This window comes from Thioalkalivibrio sp. ALE25, assembly GCF_000377285.1.
In the GTDB taxonomy this organism is placed as follows: Bacteria; Pseudomonadota; Gammaproteobacteria; order Ectothiorhodospirales; family Ectothiorhodospiraceae; genus Thioalkalivibrio.
Genome location: NZ_KB897930.1, coordinates 105,392 through 124,338, shown reverse-complemented (window position 1 = coordinate 124,338; position 18,947 = coordinate 105,392). Strand labels below are relative to the sequence as shown.

Here is an 18,947-nt window from a genome sequence, read left to right as displayed (position 1 = left end):
TAACAGGGGTTGAATAGCCACCTTTCGGGTCCGCGCTCTCCGAGACCGCGGCCGGTTCGCGAAGCGCCCGGGACAGGGCGCGCTGAAGGAGTCATCGCATGCTGGACAAACTCTCCATTCGGGGGCTGCTGATTGCCGGGTTCGGCCTGGTCGTCGCCATCCTGATCATCAACTCCCTGCTGGCACTGCGCGCGATGAGCACGGGCAGTCAGGGGGTCGAGCAGCTCACGCAGGCTGACTACCCGGCCGTCGCCCGGGTCAACGATGTCGAGCAGCTGCTGCAGGAGAGCGCGGCGTTTCTCGGCTTCTACCTGATGAGCGAGGAGCAGTCGCATCGCGATGCATGGCAAAACGCGATGCGCGAGCTCGATGCGGCCACGCGGGCCCTGAACGAGAATCCGGTCATCGCGGCCGACGAGGAACTCGCCGCCAGCGCGACCGAGGTACGCCGCCTGGTGGATCAGTTCGCCAGCTTCGAGGACCGCCTGATCGAGGTGGCGGAGAACGCGGCCGAGAACATGCCGGCCCTGGGAATCGCCAACGCCCGGGCCAACCCGGCCAGCCGCGAGATGACCCAGCAGACCAACATGATGATCGACGCCGAGATGGCCCTGCCGCGCTTCCAGCGTTCCTGGGACCGTCTCGACACCCTGCATGAGCTGCGCATGTCGGTGGTCCAGGTCACCTCCAATCTGCGCGGGTTCATCGCCTTCCGCGATGACGCCTTCCGCGAGAACGTGCGTCTGTTCTCCACCCGCACCAACGACATCACCGCGCAGCTGATGGACCAGTTCGACGATCTCGACTTCGAACAGCAGATCGCGCTGGAAGACTTCCAGGGGGCCCTGGATACCCAGAACACCGCGCTGGACGACCTGATCGAGATCCACGGCAGCGAACAGGCCCTGCAGGATGCCTACCTGATTCGGACCGAGATCGGCCCGCTGCTGGTCGAGGCCCGCGATCATCTGCAAGGACTCAGCGAGCGCATCACTGCCCGCGCCGAACGCAGCGCCGCCGCCCTGACCGCCGACATGCGCGCCACCCAGACGACCCAGGGCATCCTGGCCCTGATCGGCGTGATCCTCGGGCTGGCCGGCGCGGTGTTCATCATCCTGGTCGTGCGGCGCGCGCTGGCCCACTCCACCGCGGCGCTCGAGGAGATCGCCGACGGCGATGGCGATCTGAGCCGCCGTCTGGACGAGAACGGGCTGATCGAGACCGCGCAACTGGGCCGCGCCTTCAACCGCTTCACCGACAAGATCGCCCAGGCCATCGGCCACGCACGCGGCAGCACCGAGACACTCAACCGCGCCACCGAGAACCTGAACCAGGAGGCCTACGAGGCCCGCGAGGCGGTCTCGCGCCAGCGCGACGAGACCGAGCGTGTCGCCACCGCGATCAACGAGCTGCAAAGCAGCGCCGAGGAGATCGCGCGCAACACCGACGCGACCTCCCAGGCCGGCCAGGAGGCCGGGGATGCAGTGAACAACGGCTCCGAGGTCATGGAGAAGAACATTGAGTCCATGGCCTCGCTGCTCGGCACCGTCGAGCAGGCCGCCGGGACCGTCTCCAAGCTGGGCGAGGACTCCAAGCAGATCGGGACCATCCTCGAGGTGATCCGCGGGGTCGCCGAGCAGACCAACCTGCTGGCCCTGAACGCGGCCATCGAGGCCGCCCGCGCCGGCGAACATGGTCGCGGCTTCGCGGTGGTCGCCGACGAGGTCCGCAAGCTGGCGACCCGCACGCAGGAATCCACCGACGAGATCGAGTCCATGATCTCGCGCCTGCAGACCGCCACCACCAGTGCCGTCAAGGCCATGGAACAGGGTCAGGAAGAGGCCGAGTCGACCATGGAGCATACCGCCGAGGTCAACGGCGCCCTGCAGCAGATCCGGCAGTCGGTCACCACCATCGTGGAGATGACCGAGCAGATCGCGGTCGCTTCGCGCCAGCAGAGCACGGTGGTCGAGGATATCAACCGCAATATCGTGCAGATCTCCGACGAGGCGGATCAGTCGGCCAACACCGCCGACCGGGTCAGCGCCGCCTCCGACGAACTCAAGCAGGTGGAAAAGGAGATCCAGCAGGCCCTGGCGCAGTTCCGGCTCTGACCCGGTCTACGGGCTACGTACCTCCAGCCAGGTCCGGGCGGCGCGGCGCAGCCTGCGGGTGACGCCGCGCCGCCCGGACACCCCGAGCTCGCGGGCCAGGCGTGCCCAGTCGATAGGCGCGGCCAGGCTCGCCGCCAGCAGGCGGCCTTCCGGATCGGCCGGCGGGGCTGCTTCCAGCTGCCGCAACAGGGCCGGCAACGCCCATTCCAGCGGCCGCGCGCGGTACGCAAAGGCTCGAACCTCCGCGAGATCGGTGGCCGGGTCGGCCTCCGCCAACGGCCGGGCCGTTTCCTCCAGGACCGCACTCACCATGGCCGCGGCGGATGCCGGCAGGAAGCGTGGGTGCCAGACTGGCCAGTCGCGCCAAAAGGCGCGCTGGATTGGCTGCAGACCGGAGGCCGTGCGGGGCCGGAGGGCGCGCAGGACCACGCCACTGACCTGACCACTGGCCGCGTCCGGCTGGGTGCCCACGCGCACCAGAACGTAGCCCTCCCGCTGCCAGAGCCGCAGCAACGCGGGCTGCAGTCCGAAACTCGCCCCCAGCAACGCCACCCGTTCGGCAACGGCCCGATCCGCGACCGCCCGCAGCAGGCGGCCGCCCAGGCCCCGCCCCTGCCAGCGCGGGTGCACCGCGATGCGCTGGATGCGCCAGGTACGCTCCGCCGCCAGCTCGAAGCCCCCCAGAGCAGCCAGTGTGCAGGGCAGAAACTGCCCCTGCGGACGGCGCTCACCCGCCCACACCGCCTCGGCCAGGGCCCGATCCAGGCCGGGTTCCTCCTGAATCAGCACGACGCCGAAGAGCGCCCCGTCCGTCACGCCCTCCATGCACAGCACGCGCCCGCCGGGGTCCTCCAGCCAGCGCAGAAGATCGGACGGACGGGTCCGGTAGTGCGCATCCGCCAGCAGGCCCGTCACGGCCTCCAGGGTCTGCGGCAAACCCGCCAGGGCCGCCCCGGTCGTCCAACGCAGACGGACGGCCTGGGCGGACGGGCTCGTGCTTTCCGCCTCCAGCAGGAACAGCCGATCGAGCCAGTCCTCCAGCGGATCTCCCGGCACCCAGCGCACCGGGGTCGCCATGGCTTGCAACCGCACCCGGAAGCCCGCCGCCTCCAGGGCCGGCAGCGCACGCAGCCGGAAGCCCTGGCCACTCCCCTCGAAGCCGCCGGTCGTGGTGGACAACACCAGGCGCCGGGCACGGCGGGCGAGGCGCAGCAGGCGCTCCACCGGCAGGTTCGCTGCCTCGTCGATGATCAGGGTATCCACGAGTTCGGGCGCTTCCAGCAGGATATCCGGTGCCCGGTAGAGACGCTCCGGCGTGTCGACCCACCGGCGGGCGCGCGCCAGCAGGGCACCCACGGCCCGTGGACTCGGTGCCGTCAGCGTGATCGCGGGCCCGCCGTGTTGGAGTGTCCCGCCGAGGAACTCGCCCAGGAGGGTCGACTTGCCGCGACCGCGCGGGGCGATCAGCGCCAGGCATTCGTCGGCGCCAAGATGCGCGAGACGATCCAGCGCCGCGGCCTGATCCGGCGTCCACGCAAAGGCGGGCGCCGGACGTGCCGGCACCTCGGGCCATTCCTCCGCCGATGCGGGCGTCCGCACCCACGCCTCGGCCAGCGCGGCCCGCCAGCGGCGGGTAAACGCGCCTTCACCGGTGACGCCGTCGAGGACCACCAGGGTGCCCCCGCCGCGCAGCAGCCCGGCCGCGGTGACCAGCGCATCCACGGCGAGCGGATCCCCGGCCTCGAACACCAGGGCCTGCACTTCGTGGCCCAGCCAGTGCCCGGCCTGTGCCGGCGCCACGTGCGGCAGGCCGTCGGGCACATGCCGCCCCACCCAGAGCACCGGCCCCCGGGCTGCGGCGGTCCGCAGCCAGGCCGCGGCGGCCTGCCGGGCCGCCGGGTCGGCCGGTAGTCGGTAGAGCGAACGGGCCTCCATCTCAGCATCTCACCGGGGTCGAAGGTTGCATGGAAAAAGCGGGCTTGCGCGGGCGCACACGGCATCTGGTCACACTGGCGCGACGAAAGTCCAGCGCGCTGCCGACGTTTCCATGTGAATCCGTCCTCAAGTTTTCCCACCCGCAGCCGTACAAGTTTTTTACAAGGAGCTGGGAAATATCTGTACAGCTCCTGTACAGTGTGAACGAATTCACGGAAAGGTAACGGCGATGACCACCATAGCGCTGCCCGAACGCCTGCGCATCGACACCGCGACCGCCTGCTGGCAGGAGCTGCGCGTGGCGCTGGATGCCGGCGAGGACCTTCAGGTGGACGCGACGACCGTGGCCGATATCGACGCCGCCGGGGTTCAGGTCCTGCTGATGGCACGCCACAGCGCGGCACGCCATGCGCAGGGCTTTTCGATCGACGGAGCAAGCGCCGTCTTAACGCAGGCCTTCCAGGCGCTCGGTGCGGACGCGGCCGCCGCGCGTGCGGGGCAGGAACACGATACCGATTCAGGAGAACACAATGGCTAAGGTTCTGGTGGTGGACGATTCTGCCTCGATGCGCCAGATGGTCGCATTCACCCTCAAGCAGGCCGGACACGAGGTCACCGAGGGGCGCGACGGCAACGACGGCCTGGGCAAGGCCCAGGGGACGAAGGCGGACCTGGTGATCACCGACGTGAACATGCCGGGCATGGACGGGCTGCAACTGACCCGCGAACTGCGCAAGCTGGGCGATTACAAGTTCACCCCGATCCTGGTGCTGACCACCGAGGCCGGCCCGGAGAAGAAACAGGAAGGCAAGGCGGCGGGTGCGACCGGCTGGCTGGTCAAGCCGTTCGACCCGGACCAGCTGATGAACACCGTGAACCGGGTGCTGCGCTAGTCATGTCGGTCGACATGGCCCAGTTCGTCGATGCCTTTCTCGAGGAGAGCTTCGAGGGGCTGGAGCGCATGGAGACCGAACTCCTGGCGCTGGACGGCGGCGATCCGGAGACCCTGAATACCATCTTCCGCTGCGCCCATTCGATCAAGGGTGGGGCCGGGACCTTCGGATTCGGCGCGATCTCCGAGTTCACCCACGGCGTCGAGACCCTGCTGGACCGGATGCGCAACGGCGAGCAGGAGGCGACGCCGGAGACGGTGAACCTGCTGCTGCGCGCGGTGGACATCCTGCGCGCCCAGCTGCATGCCGCCCGTGACGGCGGCGAGGCCGACGCCGCCGAGGTGGCCGAGGTACGCACCCTGATCGAGGCCCATCTGGGCGAACCCGCGCCGGCCGCCCCAACGTCTGAAGGGGCGGGCGAAGCGGCCGGTCCCACCGGCGGCGACGGCCCGCAAGGCTGGCGCATCCGGTTCCGGCCCTTTGCAGACCTGATGCGCACCGGCAACGACCCTTTGCGCATGTTCGAGGTGCTGGAGGAGCTGGGCCGACTGACCGTGCACTGCGAGACCGACCGCCTGCCGGACAGCGCAGAGGCCTTCGACCCGGAGGACTGCTATCTCGCCTGGACCCTGGAACTGGAAGGGGACGCGACCCGCGACCAGATCGAAGAGGTCTTCGAATGGGTTGAGGACGAATGCGACCTGGAGATCGAACCCCTTGCCGTCCCCGAGACGGCCCCGGACACAGTGGCAGAGCAACCGGTTACGCCCCCGGATTCCCCTGCCACGGAGACCCACGCCGAGCCACCCGCTGCGCGCGCCGGCAATAACCGCAGCGCGGAATCCAGCTCCATGCGGGTGAACACCGGCAAGATCGATGCGCTGATCGACATGGTCGGTGAGCTGGTCATCACCCAGTCGATGCTGACCGATATCAGCGAACAGCTGGAGGAAGACCCCTCGCAGATGGAGGCGCAGATCGAGCGCCTGCGCACCGGCCTGGCGGAGCTGGAGCGCAATACCCGCGAGCTGCAGGAAAGCGTGATGGGCATCCGCATGGTGCCGATCGCCCAGGTCTTCAACCGCTTCCCGCGCCTGGTGCACGACATCTCCGGGCAGCTCGGCAAGCAGATCGAGCTGACCCTGAAGGGCGAATACACCGAGATCGACAAGACGGTCATGGAGCACCTGGGCGACCCGCTGGTGCACCTGGTGCGCAATGCCGTGGATCACGGCATCGAGATGCCCGATGTCCGCGCGGCGGCGGGCAAACCCGAGACCGGCCAGGTCAGTCTGGAGGCCTACCACCGCGGCGGTAACGTGGTCATCGAGATCCGCGACGATGGCAAGGGCATGGATGCCGACCGCATCCTGGCCAAGGCCCGCGACGCCGGGATTGTCGGCCCGAACCAGCAACTGGACCGCCACGAGATCCTGCAACTGATCTTCGAGCCGGGGCTGTCCACCGCCGACCAGGTCAGCGATCTCTCCGGCCGCGGCGTCGGCATGGACGTGGTGAAGAAGAATATCCGTGGCCTGGGCGGCAACGTCGAACTGGAGTCCGAACCGGGCAAGGGTTCGCGCCTGACCATCCGCCTGCCGCTGACGCTGTCGATCATGGACGGTCAGTTGCTGAAGATCGGCGACGAGACCTTCGTGATCCCGCTGATCGCGATCGTCGAGTCACTGCAGACGCAGCCGGAGAACGTAAAGCAGGCCTTCGGCAAGCTGCCACTGTACCGGCTGCGGGACGAATACATCCCCATCGTCGATCTGGCCGCGCTGTTCGGTCGGGCCGAGCCCAGCCCGCTGCCGGAGCGCGCCCTGCTGGTAGTGGCCGAGGCCGACGACCAGCGCGTCGCCCTGCGCGTGGACGACCTCCTGGGCCAGCAGCAGGTCGTGATCAAGACGCTGGAAACCAATTTCCGCAAGGTCCCCGGCACCGCCGGCGCGACCATCCTTGGGGACGGCCAGGTGGCCCTGATCCTGGATGTCGCGGGGATCGCGCGGATGGCCTCCGGGCGCGACACCCGCGCGGCGTAAAAATCAAGGAGCCCAACGCAATGGCGAACGACGCAACCCAGTCCATCCACGACCCCGCCACCGCCGGCGAGGACCAGTACCTCACCTTCATCCTCGCGGAGGAGGAATACGGCGTGGACATCCTGCGGGTGCAGGAGATCAAGGGCTGGGAACGGCCCACCCCGCTGCCCAATGCCCCGGACTACATCCGCGGGGTGATCAACGTGCGCGGGATGATCGTGCCGATCATCGACATGCGCCTGCGCTTCGGCATGGAACCGATGGAATACGGCCCGACCACCGTGGTGATCATGCTGCGCGTGATCAACGAGGACCGCGAGCGCGTGATGGGGATCGTCGTCGATGCCGTGTCCGAGGTCTACAGCGTAGGCGCGGACGACATGCAGCCGGCCCCCGACTTCAATACCCGCATCGGGATCGACTTCGTACGCGGCCTGGCGACGGTCGACGACAAGATGATCCTGATGCTGGACATCGACACCCTGCTCGGCCCGGGCCTGATTGCCAGCACCGACGCCATCGAAGCGGAGGCCACGGCGTAGCCGGGGGCTGCGGGGAACCATGCGGACCATCGCGGTGATCAACCAGAAGGGCGGCGTCGGCAAGACGACCGTGACCCTGAACCTGGCGCATGCCCTGGCCCTGGCCGGGCATCGGGTGCTGGCGATCGACGCCGACCCGCAGGGGCATCTCTCCATGGCCTTCGGGCTGGAGGACCCGGCCGGCCTGGATCAGGTCCTGCAGGGTGGCGCGCGCCTGGAGGACGCCTTCAGCGAAGCCGGGAACGGGCTGCAGATCGTCGCCGCCGGAGAACAGCTGCAGGAGGTCGAGAACCTGAACGAGGGTGGAGCCGCGCGTGGCTGGCGCTTGCAGAAGGCGCTGGAAAGACTGGAACAGCCCTTCGATTTCGTGCTGATCGACTGCCCGCCGTCGGCCGGCCTGCTGGGTATGAACGCCATCATCGCCGCCGACGAGATGCTGATCCCGGTCGCCGGAGACTTCCTGGCCCTGAACGGGCTGTCGCGATTGATGCGCATCCTGCAGGGCATCGAGGCGCGCCTGGGTACGAGCCGTCGCAAGTGGATCGTGCTGTCGCGCTTTGTCGAACAGCGCCGCCACGCCCGCGAGGTGCGCGAGCGCATCCGCGAACACTTCGCCGATGCCCTGCTGCCCACCACCATCCGCGAGTCGGTGGTGCTGGCCGAGAGCCCGAGCTTCGGGCAGACGATCTTCGAGTACCAGCCGCGCCACCGCGCGGCCGCGGACTTCCAGCAACTGGCCGCCGACCTGATCGCGGCCGGGGCGCCAACCAACACCCGCCCGACGGCGGCACACGCCTGAGCCGCGAGCCAGGGAGAACACGGGCCATGACCACACGCAAACGCAACAAGCTGGGCAACGACCCGCTGGGCTGGATGGACCCATCCAGCGCGGCCCGCGAACCGGGCTCCGACGAGGCCTCGAGCGAGCGCCCGGCTTCGGACGAAGCCGCCCCCGAAACCAAGTCCGGCCCGAAAACCGAGACGCCGAAAACCAACAAACCCGCCCGCCGCCGCAACTCGGCCGCGCGCCATACGAACAAGCCAAGCGAGGACACCCCCATGGCCGCCAATCCGCAAACCGACGCCCCAGAAACCGACCCGAACGAGATGATGGACGGCCGCTTCATGCGTGCCGCCTGCGAGGGGTCGCAAATGGCGGTGATGATGTGTGACGACGATATGAACATCATCTACGCCAACGAGGCGGTCGTCAGTCTGCTGCGGAAACGCCGCCACATCCTGCAGCAGCACTTCCCGAGCTTCGATCCGGACAACCTCGTGGGACAGTCGATCGACCAATTCCACAAGGACCCGTCACATCAGCGCACCATCCTGTCGAACCCGGCACGCATGCCCTACACCGCCGAGATCGAGGTCGGTGGACTCGAATTCAAGCTGCAGGCATCCGGGATCACCGATGACAACGGCAGGATCATCGGCAGCATGGTCGAGTGGCAGGACGTGACGGAATGGAACGAGGCGGACCGCGAGCGCGCGCGCTTTGCGGCCGCGATCAACGGCGCCTCGTCCTCGCTCATGATGTGTGACGAGAACATGACCATCACCTTCGCCAACGCCGCCCTGACCGCGATGTTCCAGAAACACCGCGAGGCCTTCACCAAGGCGTTTCCAGGCTTCGACCCATACAACATGGTGGGTCAGTCCATTGACCAGTTTCACTCGGTCCCGTCGCATCAGCATTCCATCCTGAAGGACCCGTCCAGGCTGCCGTACGAAACCGAAATCAGCCTGGGCGACCTGCGCTTCTGGATTAACGCGACCGCGATCATCGACGACGACGGCAATTATGCCGGCAACATGCTGGAGTGGCGGGATGTCACCGAGATGCGGACCGCCGAGGCCGAGATCGATGCCCTGATCCGCGACGCGGCAAGCGGCAACCTGGGCGAACGCCTGGAGACCGAGCGCTACAGCGGATTCACCCAAAGTATCGCCGAGAGCCTGAACGAGCTGCTCGACGCCGTCGTCCCGCCGGTGCGCGAGGGCTCTCGGGTGATGCAGGCCATGGCCGAGGGCGATCTGAGCGTGCGCATGCAGGGCGAGTTCCGCGGCGAATTCGCCGAGTTCCGCGACGCCATCCACACCTCGCTGGAGAACCTCGACCAGCTCGTGGGGCAGATCCTCGAAGGCGCGGGCAACGTCCGTTCGGCCTCGGCCGAGATCGCCCAGGGCAATACCGACCTGTCCCAGCGCACCGAGGAACAGGCCTCCTCGCTGGAGGAGACCGCCTCGTCAATGGAAGAGATGACCTCCACGGTCAAGTCCAACGCGGACAACGCCAAGCAGGCCAATCAGCTCGCCAGCGCCGCCCGCGACAAGGCCCAGGAAGGCGGCGAGGTGGTCGACAAGGCCGTGACCGCGATGGGCGAGATCAACCAGTCCTCGAAGAAGATCGCCGACATCATCGGCGTGATCGACGAGATCGCATTCCAGACCAACCTGCTGGCACTGAATGCCGCCGTGGAAGCCGCCCGCGCGGGTGAGCAGGGCCGCGGCTTCGCGGTGGTCGCCACCGAGGTGCGCAACCTGGCCCAGCGCAGTGCGCAGGCCGCCAAGGAGATCAAGACCCTGATCAACGACTCGGTGGAGCGCATCGGCGAAGGCAGCAAGCTGGTCGACAACTCCGGCAAGGCCCTGGAGGACATCGTCGACTCGGTGAAGAAGGTCTCCGACATCATTGCCGAGATCGCCGCGGCCAGCGAGGAGCAGTCCACCGGCCTCGACGAGATCAACAAGGCCGTGACCCAGCTCGACGAGGTGACCCAGCAGAATGCCGCCCTGGTCGAGGAGGCCGCGGCCGCCAGCGAATCCCTGGACGACCAGTCGCGCGAACTGCTGGAGCTGATGAGCTTCTTCAAGGGCGAGCAGGCCGCGGCCGCCGGGCAGGCGATGAGGCAGCCGAGTGCCCGTCCAGCCCCGGCGGGCGCGCCCGCCCAGAGCGGCGCCTCCGCGCTGAAGCGGCCCACCTCTGCCAGTGGCAACGCCGCCAGCAAGCGCCCGGCCCCGGCCCCCTCGCGCCAAGAGGCCTCCGAAGAATGGGAGGAGTTCTGAGGATGGAGGCTCGATGCTAGATGGCCGCCTCCGATCGCCTGAGCGAGCGCGACTTCCGGCGCGTGGCGCGCCTGACGCAGGAACGCACCGGGATCATGCTCAACGAGAGCAAGAAGGAGCTGGTCTTCAGCCGGCTCTCGCGGCGGCTGCGCGTGCTCGGCCTGGATGCCTTCGACACCTACCTGGACCGGGTCGAGGGGGGCGACGAGGGCGAGCTGGAGCAGTTCATCAATGCCCTGACCACCAACCTGACCGCGTTCTTCCGCGAACCGCACCACTTCGAGATGCTGGGCGGCCCGGTGCTGGAGGAGCTCCGGCGGGCCAACCCAACCGGCCCGCTGAAGGTCTGGTCGGCCGGATGCTCCACCGGCGAGGAGCCCTACTCCATCGCGATGACGCTGGCCGAGGCCCTGCCGTCGCCGGAGGATGTGCGCATCCTCGCCACCGATATCGACTCGCGCGTGGTCGCCCATGCCGATGCCGGGGTGTATGACGCCAAGCGCGTCACCGGCATCCCGCAGGCGCGCCAGAAGCGCTGGCTGCTGCGCGGGACTGGCGCCAACGAGGGCCGGGTCAAGATCCGCGACGAGCTGCGCGCCATGCTGAACTTCCGCCAGCTGAACCTGTTCGACCCATGGCCCATGAAGGGCCCGCTGGACGTGATCTTCTGCCGCAACACGCTGATCTACTTCGACAAGCCGACACAGAAGCAGCTGGTGGAACGCTTTGCGCAACTGCTGCGCCCGGAGGGCTACCTGTTCATCGGGCACTCCGAGTCGCTGTTCCGCGTGACCGAGGACTTCCGGCTGCTGGAGCAGACGCTGTACCGGAGGGCGGCCTGATGTCCGCCCTGCCGCAGCTGCACGATGGCGCCTTCGCGCACATCAATCGCTACTGGGACCGGGTGCACGCCTGCCCGGCCGCGAAGCTGTTGCCGGGGGAGTGCTACGTCTCGGTCTCCCCGACCGAACTGATCACCACGGTGCTGGGCTCCTGCGTGTCCGCCTGCGTGTGGTCGCCTACGGCCGGCATCGGCGGCATGAACCACTTCATGCTGCCGGACGGCGCCCGTAACAGCGGCTGGGGACCGGCGGTCTCCAATGCCACGCGCTATGGCACCCATGCGATGGAGTTCCTGATCAACGAACTGCTGAAGCTGGGCGCGGAGCGAAGCGACCTGCGCGTCAAGATGTTCGGCGGCGGCCGCGTAATGGCCGGGATGACCGACGTCGGTGCCGGCAATATCACCTTCCTGCGCCGCTTCCTGCGCGAGGAGAACCTGGACCTGGTCGCCGAGGACGTCGGCGGGCATTGGCCGCGCAAGGTCGTCTTCTTCCCCGCCACCGGGCGCGTGCGCATCAAGAAGCTCGTGGCCCTGCACAACAACACCCTGCTCGAGCGTGAGCAGGACTACCGCCGCCGACTGCAGGACGATCCCTTGCAGGGCGACGTGGAGCTGTTCTAGATGCCTGCCAATGCCAAGCCCATCCGCGTTCTGGTCGTCGACGACTCGGCCCTGATCCGCAAGCTGCTGACCGAGATCCTGTCGCAGGCCGCGGACATCGAGGTGGTCGCCGCCGCCTCCGACCCCTATGACGCGCGCACGAAGATCAAGCAGCACGAACCCGACGTGCTGACCCTGGACGTGGAGATGCCGAAGATGGATGGCATCACCTTCCTGCGCAATCTGATGCGCCTGCGCCCGATGCCGGTGGTGATGGTCTCCTCGCTGACCGAGGCGGGTGCGGATGTGACCCTGGAGGCGCTGGAGGTGGGCGCGGTGGATTTCGTCACCAAACCCAAGATGGATGTCTCGCATGCCCTGCAGGACTACGCCGACGTGCTGATCGACAAGATCCGCACCGCGGCCGGCATCCGCCTGCAGGCCCGCAGCGCGACCCCGGCAGCAGCGCCGCAGCGGCTCGCCTCCGCGGGCGCGGCGCGCTTTCGCACCACTGACCGGGTAATCGCCCTGGGGGCCTCCACCGGGGGTACGGAGGCCCTGCGCGAGGTGCTCACGGCCCTGCCGCCGGACGCGCCGGGCATCCTGATCACCCAGCACATCCCCTCCGGCTTCAGTCGCGCCTTTGCAGAACGCATGGATCGGAACACCGCGCTCAGCGTGAAGGAGGCCGAGGACGGCGACATCGTGATGCCCGGGCATGCCTACGTCGCCCCGGGTACCGACTACCACCTGCGTCTGGCGCGGGACGGCGCCCGCTACGTCTGCCGCCTGGACCGCAGCGGCCCCGTGAACCGTCATCGCCCCAGCGTGGACGTGCTGTTCAACTCGGCCGCAGAACAGGCCGGGGCCAACGTCATGGCCGCCCTGCTGACGGGCATGGGTGACGACGGGGCCCGCGGGCTCAAGGCGCTGCGCGAGGCCGGGGCCCACACCATCGCCCAGGACGAGAGCACCAGCCTGGTCTGGGGTATGCCCGGCGAGGCGGTCAAGCTGGACGCCGCCGACCAGGTGCTGCCGCTGGGCCGGATCGCCGCCGCGCTGATCCGCGATCACCGCAAAGCCGCCGCAGCCGGCGAATAGGAGCCACCGGAATGGACCACCGTATGCAATGGCTGACCCGTGACATCACCCAGAAGGGGCTGGCGCTCAGCCTCGCCGTTTTGCTCCTGCTCGGGGCGATCCTCGCCGCACTGAATGGGGCCGGCTGGATCGCTCTGGGGGCCGCAATCCTGGCCGGACTGGCGGCCCTGATCACCGCAGGCGCGTATCTGCGCGGGCCGGCCCCGGCGGCCGAATCCAGCGCGGACATGACCGCGAGCCAGCCCACCGGCGGCGGCGAACTCTCCGACGCACTGGACCAGGCGATGCGCTTCGAGCTGGACCAGCTGGAGGCGGAGATCGGCCGCCAGCGCGGGCTGATCGCCGATGCCGTGCAGGAACTGGGCACCAGCTTCAACGAGATGCACCAGATCGCCGGCCGCCAGATGGAACTGATGACCAGCGATGTCGCGCGAGAGGGCGCTGACGGTCAGGGTATGACCCACGCCGAGGTCATCACCGAACTGACCCGCAAGTCCGACGAGACCCTGCAGATGTTCATCGACACCCTGGTGCAGATCAGCCGGCAGAGCGTGGAGAGCGCCCACCACATGGAGGACATGAGCCAGCACATGGACGGGGTGTTCAAGCTGCTGGACAGCGCCGGCGCGATCGCCGGGCAGACCAACCTGCTGGCGCTCAATGCCAGCATCGAGGCGGCGCGGGCCGGCGAGGCCGGGCGCGGCTTCTCGGTGGTCGCCGAAGAGGTGCGCTCGCTGTCCCAGCGCTCGGCCACCTTCCACGACGACATCCGCGCGCAGATCGACCAGGCCCGCGAATCGATCAACAAGGTCCACGGGACCGTACACGACATGGCCTCGCGCGACATGAACCAAAGTATGGGCGAGAAGGAACGCATCACCCGGTTGTTCGCCTACGCGCAGCGCGCCACCGACGAGCTCGAGGACCGCATCCGCGAGGAGGCCGAGCTGAGCGAGCGCATGAACCAGGCGGTCGCGACCGCCGTGCGCTCGCTGCAGTTCGAGGACATCGCCCGCCAGTCACTGGGCACCGCGGAGGAGGCCGTGGCACATCTGCAGGAGCTGCGAAGCATCCTGCACGAGGCCCGCTCTACCGAGGACGCGCGGGCCATGGCCACCCGCGTGCGCGAATGGCGCGAGCGCCGCCAGGAGACCTATCACCGCGCAGTCAACCAGCAGAACATGGGCACGGGGGATGTGGAATTGTTCTGAGGATTTTCCGTCGAACCCCCGCGTACCCGATCGCGTACCCGATCGCGTACCCGATCGCGAATCCCGGGGCCGCGTACCAACTCTCACCGGGCATGAAGCCCGCCACAGCGCCAGGAACCGCATATGAGCATCGAGCAGTACACCTCCGACGACGGCAAGGAAGTCCGCATCCGGGTCAAGGGCCGGTTCGACTTCGAGCAGCACCAGGATTTCCGCGCCGCCTACCGCGACACCGGCGGGACCGGCGTGCGCTACATCGTCGACCTCGCCCATACCGAGTACATGGACAGCTCCGCACTCGGCATGCTGCTCCTGCTGCGCGAACACGCCGGCGGCGAGTTCTCCGACGTCAGCATCACCGGTGCCTCGGAGGGCGTGCGCAAGGTACTGGACATCGCCAATTTTGGCCGCCTGTTCCGCATCCAGTAACCGGCCCCGTGGACGACACCGCCCCCGAGCCGCGCTCGACCCCGCCCGGTGACCTGATCTCCGGCGAAGGCCGGGTACTGGTCGCCGACGACGACCCGCACAACCGGCGGCTGCTGCGCATGATGCTGGTGGGCGCCGGCTACGACGTGCGCGAGGCCTCGGATGGCCGGACGGCCGTGCAGGCCTGCCGGGAGCAGGCCCCCGACCTGATCCTGATGGACGTGATGATGCCGGAGATGGACGGCTACCAGGCGACGTCCCGGATCAAGGCGGAGATGGGCGCGCACTTCATCCCGGTGATCTTCCTGACCGCCCTGGACGACGAGAACGCCCTGCTACGGGCGATCGAATCGGGCGGCGACGACTTCCTCAGCAAGCCGCTGAACCTCGCGATCCTGAAGGCCAAGATCCACGCGATGGAGCGCCTGCGCGACCTGCACACCGGCCTGCAAAGCCGCAACGCCGCCCTGCTGCGCGCCCAGGCGCGCCAGGCCTGGGAGGAGGAGACCGCCGAGACCCTGTTCTCGCGCGCCATCACCCGCCGCAACCGCGGGCTGGACCGACTACAGCTGCATCGCTGCGCGGCCTCCACCTTCAGCGGCGACGTGGTGCTGTCCGACTACACGCCCGACGGGGCCCTGCGCGTGCTGGTGGGCGACTTCACCGGCCACGGCCTGAGCGCGGCGATCGGCGCCTACCCGGTCAGCGAGACCTTCCACACCCTGACGGAGGCCGGCGTGGACGACCAGGAGCTGCTGCACGAGCTGAACCATGTGCTGCACGATTTCCTGCCGCCGGCGATGTTCATGGGGGCGCTGCTCGCCACCTTCTCCGCGGATGGCCGCCAGGTGCGTCTGTGGAATGGGGGCATGCCGGATGCCTGGCTGTGCAATACCCGCCAGGACCGGGTCCGGCGCATCCAGTCCCAGGCGATGCCCCTGGGTATCCTCGACCGGCTGGACCTCGACACCGGGGCGCGCAGCTACGAGCTCGACGACGGCGACTGGCTGACGCTGGTCAGCGACGGCGTCCTCGAAGCCACCGACATCGCTGGAACGGCCTTTGGCGAGGACGCGATCTTCCGCCACTGCCAGGCCAGCGAATCGGCCGGGACCGCCTTCGAGCGCATCCGCAAGGCGCTGGATCTCCACTGTGGCGATCAGACCCCCGCCGACGACATGACCCTGGTCACCATCGACTGCAGCCCGGCGGTAGTGACCGAGAGCGAACGACCGCAGAGCCGCGAGCTTCGGGGCACGCTGCGCTGGTCCCTGGAGGCCAGCGACCAGCGCCTGGCCGAAGTCGACCTGGTCGGCGCGGCTCGCAACCAGCTCCGCGAATGGCTGCCGAATCTGGGGGGCGGGCACGCCGAGGCCCTGCAGACCGTGATTGCGGAGCTGTGCAACAACGCCTTTGAACACGGCGTGCTGCGGCTGGACTCCGGCATGAAGGCCACGGTGGAGGGCTTCGAGCAGTACTATCACCAGCGCGCCGCGGCCCTGAGCGACATCCGCGGCCGGATCGCCCTCTCCCTGCGCTACCGCCCGCTGGATGGTCAGCACTGCATCCGCATCCGCGTGCGCGACAGCGGACCGGGCTTCGACCACCAGCGGATCCAGGAAGCCCTGGAGGGCCGCGGCGACCAGCGCCTGTGGGGGCGCGGACTGACTCTGGTGCGCCAGCTGTGCGAACAGGTGCGCTATCACGGCAGCGGCAACCGGGTCGAGGCGGACTACCGCTGGCAAGCGGACCCCGACGCCCAGCGCGAATCCGGCGATACGCCATGACCTGCGCCCTGGAGCCCCGTCAAAGCCCCGCCCCGCTCGATCTGGTGAACGCGCTGAGCGAGGCGATCCTCTTCGTCACGGCCGACGGCACCGTACGCTACGCCAACCCGGCGGCGGAACGCCTGTTCGGCACCACCGCCTGCAGCCTGGACGGCCGCAATCTGGCCCGCCTGATCACGCCGCGAGACCCGGCCTTCGACCTGCACGAGCGGCTGCGCGAGGCGACCCGGGCAGAGGGCTGGATCCCGCGGCGCGACCCGGTGGACCTGGTCCGCGAGGACGGCCGGCCCCGTCCCGCCCTGATCGACATCGGGACCTGCCAGCACGCCCTAGAGCCGCTGCAGTTCGCGGTCCTGCGCGAACAGCGCGCGGACCGGCCGGACGACACACCGGAGCAGGCCGAACACCTGCGCGAGGCTATCGACCTGCTGACCCATCAGGTGCAGGAACGCATGCGCGCCGAGCAGGCCCTGCAGGACAGCCATCAACGCCTGCTGGCCGCACAGCGTGTGGCCCGCATCGGCCACTGGGACCTGGACCTGGAGACCGACGAGGTCCACCTCTCGCCCGAGGCAAGCAAACTCTTCGGACATGGCGACCAGCCCCGCACCCTGACCCGCGAGGCCCTGGTGGAGGCCACCCATCCGGATGATCGCGCCGCGCTGGCATTCGCCCTGCTGCGCCTGGCCAACGGCCAGACCCACCGCTTCTCCATCCGGCATCGCCTGCTGCTGCCCCACGGCGAAGAACGCTACATGCTGGCCGAAGGCGAACGCGCAGAGGAGACGCCCACGCGCATCCTCGGCATCCACCAGGACCTGACCGAGCGCGAGAAGACTGAACAGGCCCTGTTCAAGCTGGTGAATTTCGACGCCCTGACCGGCCTCCCCAACCGGACCGGGCTGCGCACCCGCCTGCGCGCCACCCTCGACGAGGCCGAGCGCCAGGGGGAACCACTGGCGGTACTGCTGCTGGACATCGACCGCTTCACCTCGATCAACAGCACCCTGGGACACGACACCGGGGACGCCCTGCTGAACGCACTGGCACAACGGCTGCAGCATCAGTTGCAGCCACGCGACACCCTCGCACGACTGGCCGCGGACGAATTCGCCCTGGTCCTGACCGCGATCGCGGACCCGGCCGAGGCCCGTGATCGCGCGCAGGCCATCCTGCAACACTGCGCCGAGCCGTTCGCCCTGGGGGATGGCCAGCATGTGGCGACGATCAGTGCCGGCGTCAGCCTGTTCCCGCAGGATGCACGGGGCAAGGACGACCTGCTGCGCCATGCCACCAGCGCCCTGCACGAGGCCAAGAACGCCGGCGGCAACACCTGTCGCTTCTACACGCAGAGGCTGAACACCCAGGCGCGCGAGCAACTGGAACTGGAGCAGGGGCTGCGCACGGCGCTGCGCCAGTGCGAGTTCGAGCTCCACTATCAGCCGCAGACCGGCCTGAATCGGGGTGACACGGTCGGCATCGAGGCCCTGGTCCGCTGGCGCCACCCGGAGCGCGGGATGATCTCGCCGGCGGATTTCATCCCGCTGGCGGAACAGACCGGGCTGATCGTGCCGATCGGCGACTGGGTGCTGCGCACCGCCACGCAACAACTGGTGGAGTGGGACCGCAAGGGCCTGCCGCCCCTGCGCCTGGCGATCAATCTCTCTGCGCGCCAGTTCGCCGACCCCAACCTGCCCGAGCGCATCCTCGAGACGCTTCAGGCAGCCGGGCTCGCCCCCGAGCGCCTGGAGGTGGAGGTCACCGAGAGTGTCCTGGTCGAGGACATCGACGCGGCCGCGGCCATGCTCCAGCGCCTGGTGCACCTCGGGGTGTCGGTGGCGATCGACGACTTCGGCACCGGACAATCATCCCTGCGCTACCTCCGGCGGCTGCCGCTGACCACACTCAAGATCGACCGCGAGTTCACCTGGGGCATCGGCAACGACCCGGACGACGAGGCCATCACCCGCGCCATCATCGGCCTGGGCAAGACCCTCAAACTGCGGGTGCTGGCCGAAGGCGTAGAGACCGAGGAGCAGCACCGCTTCCTGCGCGAGATGGGCTGCGACGAGATCCAGGGCTTCCTGCTCGGCCGCCCGATGCCGGCCGCCGACCTCGAACGCCAGTGGCGCGAACGTCCCCGTACGCCGGGGTAGTCCTTCTTAATTCACCACGAAGCACACGAAGGCACGAAGTAGGGCCAGATCAAGAGCATTTGCACAGGAAGATACGAAGACCGGAAGAGGGATATGGGATGAAGCGCGAGTGCTATGCCGGACTTCTCGGGTATGCCTCAGACGCCCATCCAGTACCCACCAAAATCCTTCCAGACTTCCCGTCTTCCTGTGAACCGCCCTTGCCCTTCTTCGTGCCTTCG

The 18,947-nt window shown here is 68.4% G+C and carries 14 protein-coding genes and 2 pseudogenes; 15 read left to right on the top strand and 1 reads right to left on the bottom strand.

Annotated features, from left to right (window positions below; all coding sequences use genetic code 11):
• The first annotated feature begins 98 nt into the window (after positions 1 to 98).
• Positions 99 to 2,114 (top strand): methyl-accepting chemotaxis protein, encoded by a 2,016-nt coding sequence (locus tag C996_RS0106645; protein ID WP_018866673.1) that lies wholly within the window; start codon positions 99 to 101, stop codon positions 2,112 to 2,114.
• Positions 2,115 to 2,120: 6 nt separating this feature from the next.
• On the opposite strand, the gene C996_RS0106640 is transcribed toward C996_RS0106645, so the two are convergent.
• Positions 2,121 to 4,049, bottom strand: coding sequence for a GNAT family N-acetyltransferase (locus tag C996_RS0106640; protein ID WP_018866672.1), 1,929 nt, complete (start codon positions 4,047 to 4,049; stop codon positions 2,121 to 2,123).
• A 229-nt stretch (positions 4,050 to 4,278) separates the two neighbouring features.
• Here C996_RS0106640 and C996_RS0106635 point away from each other — a divergent pair, with 229 nt between their 5' ends.
• From C996_RS0106635 to C996_RS0106575, 14 genes and pseudogenes are all read left to right on the top strand, one after another.
• Positions 4,279 to 4,587 (top strand): STAS domain-containing protein, encoded by a 309-nt coding sequence (locus tag C996_RS0106635; RefSeq protein WP_018866671.1) that lies wholly within the window; start codon positions 4,279 to 4,281, stop codon positions 4,585 to 4,587.
• Complete coding sequence (locus tag C996_RS0106630) at positions 4,580 to 4,942, top strand: response regulator (RefSeq protein ID WP_018866670.1); 363 nt, start codon at positions 4,580 to 4,582, stop codon at positions 4,940 to 4,942. Before C996_RS0106635 ends, C996_RS0106630 begins: the two co-directional genes overlap by 8 nt.
• Positions 4,943 to 4,944: 2 nt before the next feature.
• A pseudogene (locus C996_RS14855) lies at positions 4,945 to 5,665 on the top strand (Hpt domain-containing protein); the annotation flags it as partial.
• Between the two features lie 80 nt (positions 5,666 to 5,745).
• Positions 5,746 to 6,984: pseudogene (locus C996_RS14850) on the top strand (chemotaxis protein CheA); the annotation flags it as partial.
• Between the two features lie 20 nt (positions 6,985 to 7,004).
• Entirely contained in the window at positions 7,005 to 7,526 is a 522-nt protein-coding gene (locus tag C996_RS0106620; RefSeq protein ID WP_018866668.1) for a chemotaxis protein CheW, read from the top strand.
• Between the two features lie 19 nt (positions 7,527 to 7,545).
• Positions 7,546 to 8,325, top strand: a complete 780-nt coding sequence (locus C996_RS0106615; RefSeq protein WP_018866667.1) for a ParA family protein — start codon at positions 7,546 to 7,548, stop codon at positions 8,323 to 8,325.
• Positions 8,326 to 8,351: 26 nt separating this feature from the next.
• The gene (locus C996_RS0106610) at positions 8,352 to 10,598 is read left to right on the top strand and encodes a methyl-accepting chemotaxis protein (RefSeq protein ID WP_018866666.1); all 2,247 of its coding nucleotides are present in this window, start codon (positions 8,352 to 8,354) and stop codon (positions 10,596 to 10,598) included.
• Positions 10,599 to 10,618: 20 nt separating this feature from the next.
• Positions 10,619 to 11,440, top strand: a complete 822-nt coding sequence (locus tag C996_RS0106605; protein WP_018866665.1) for a protein-glutamate O-methyltransferase CheR — start codon at positions 10,619 to 10,621, stop codon at positions 11,438 to 11,440.
• Positions 11,440 to 12,063, top strand: coding sequence for a chemoreceptor glutamine deamidase CheD (gene cheD / locus C996_RS0106600; protein WP_018866664.1), 624 nt, complete (start codon positions 11,440 to 11,442; stop codon positions 12,061 to 12,063). Before C996_RS0106605 ends, cheD begins: the two co-directional genes overlap by 1 nt.
• Positions 12,064 to 13,143 carry a chemotaxis response regulator protein-glutamate methylesterase gene (locus tag C996_RS0106595; protein ID WP_018866663.1) on the top strand — a complete coding sequence of 360 codons (1,080 nt, stop codon included), beginning with the start codon at positions 12,064 to 12,066 and terminating at the stop codon, positions 13,141 to 13,143.
• Between the two features lie 11 nt (positions 13,144 to 13,154).
• The gene (locus tag C996_RS0106590) at positions 13,155 to 14,354 is read left to right on the top strand and encodes a methyl-accepting chemotaxis protein (RefSeq protein ID WP_026279228.1); all 1,200 of its coding nucleotides are present in this window, start codon (positions 13,155 to 13,157) and stop codon (positions 14,352 to 14,354) included.
• 123 nt (positions 14,355 to 14,477) lie between these two features.
• Complete coding sequence (locus tag C996_RS0106585; RefSeq protein WP_018866661.1) at positions 14,478 to 14,783, top strand: STAS domain-containing protein; 306 nt, start codon at positions 14,478 to 14,480, stop codon at positions 14,781 to 14,783.
• Between the two features lie 8 nt (positions 14,784 to 14,791).
• Entirely contained in the window at positions 14,792 to 16,570 is a 1,779-nt protein-coding gene (locus tag C996_RS0106580) for a SpoIIE family protein phosphatase (RefSeq protein ID WP_018866660.1), read from the top strand.
• The gene (locus C996_RS0106575; RefSeq protein WP_018866659.1) at positions 16,567 to 18,726 is read left to right on the top strand and encodes a bifunctional diguanylate cyclase/phosphodiesterase; all 2,160 of its coding nucleotides are present in this window, start codon (positions 16,567 to 16,569) and stop codon (positions 18,724 to 18,726) included. Before C996_RS0106580 ends, C996_RS0106575 begins: the two co-directional genes overlap by 4 nt.
• The last annotated feature ends 221 nt before the right edge of the window (positions 18,727 to 18,947 follow it).

What these genes read in the sequence shown, in the direction of transcription:
- C996_RS0106620 (WP_018866668.1), top strand. Translation starts at nt 7,005, where the DNA reads ATGGCGAACGACGCAACCCAGTCCATCCACGACCCCGCCACCGCCGGC.
- C996_RS0106575 (WP_018866659.1), top strand. Translation starts at nt 16,567, where the DNA reads ATGACCTGCGCCCTGGAGCCCCGTCAAAGCCCCGCCCCGCTCGATCTG.
- C996_RS0106630 (WP_018866670.1), top strand. Translation starts at nt 4,580, where the DNA reads ATGGCTAAGGTTCTGGTGGTGGACGATTCTGCCTCGATGCGCCAGATG.
- C996_RS0106595 (WP_018866663.1), top strand. Translation starts at nt 12,064, where the DNA reads ATGCCTGCCAATGCCAAGCCCATCCGCGTTCTGGTCGTCGACGACTCG.
- C996_RS0106615 (WP_018866667.1), top strand. Translation starts at nt 7,546, where the DNA reads ATGCGGACCATCGCGGTGATCAACCAGAAGGGCGGCGTCGGCAAGACG.
- C996_RS0106635 (WP_018866671.1), top strand. Translation starts at nt 4,279, where the DNA reads ATGACCACCATAGCGCTGCCCGAACGCCTGCGCATCGACACCGCGACC.
- C996_RS0106585 (WP_018866661.1), top strand. Translation starts at nt 14,478, where the DNA reads ATGAGCATCGAGCAGTACACCTCCGACGACGGCAAGGAAGTCCGCATC.
- C996_RS0106645 (WP_018866673.1), top strand. Translation starts at nt 99, where the DNA reads ATGCTGGACAAACTCTCCATTCGGGGGCTGCTGATTGCCGGGTTCGGC.
- C996_RS0106640 (WP_018866672.1), bottom strand. Translation starts at nt 4,049, where the DNA reads ATGGAGGCCCGTTCGCTCTACCGACTACCGGCCGACCCGGCGGCCCGG.
- C996_RS0106610 (WP_018866666.1), top strand. Translation starts at nt 8,352, where the DNA reads ATGACCACACGCAAACGCAACAAGCTGGGCAACGACCCGCTGGGCTGG.
- C996_RS0106590 (WP_026279228.1), top strand. Translation starts at nt 13,155, where the DNA reads ATGGACCACCGTATGCAATGGCTGACCCGTGACATCACCCAGAAGGGG.
- C996_RS0106605 (WP_018866665.1), top strand. Translation starts at nt 10,619, where the DNA reads ATGGCCGCCTCCGATCGCCTGAGCGAGCGCGACTTCCGGCGCGTGGCG.
- cheD (WP_018866664.1), top strand. Translation starts at nt 11,440, where the DNA reads ATGTCCGCCCTGCCGCAGCTGCACGATGGCGCCTTCGCGCACATCAAT.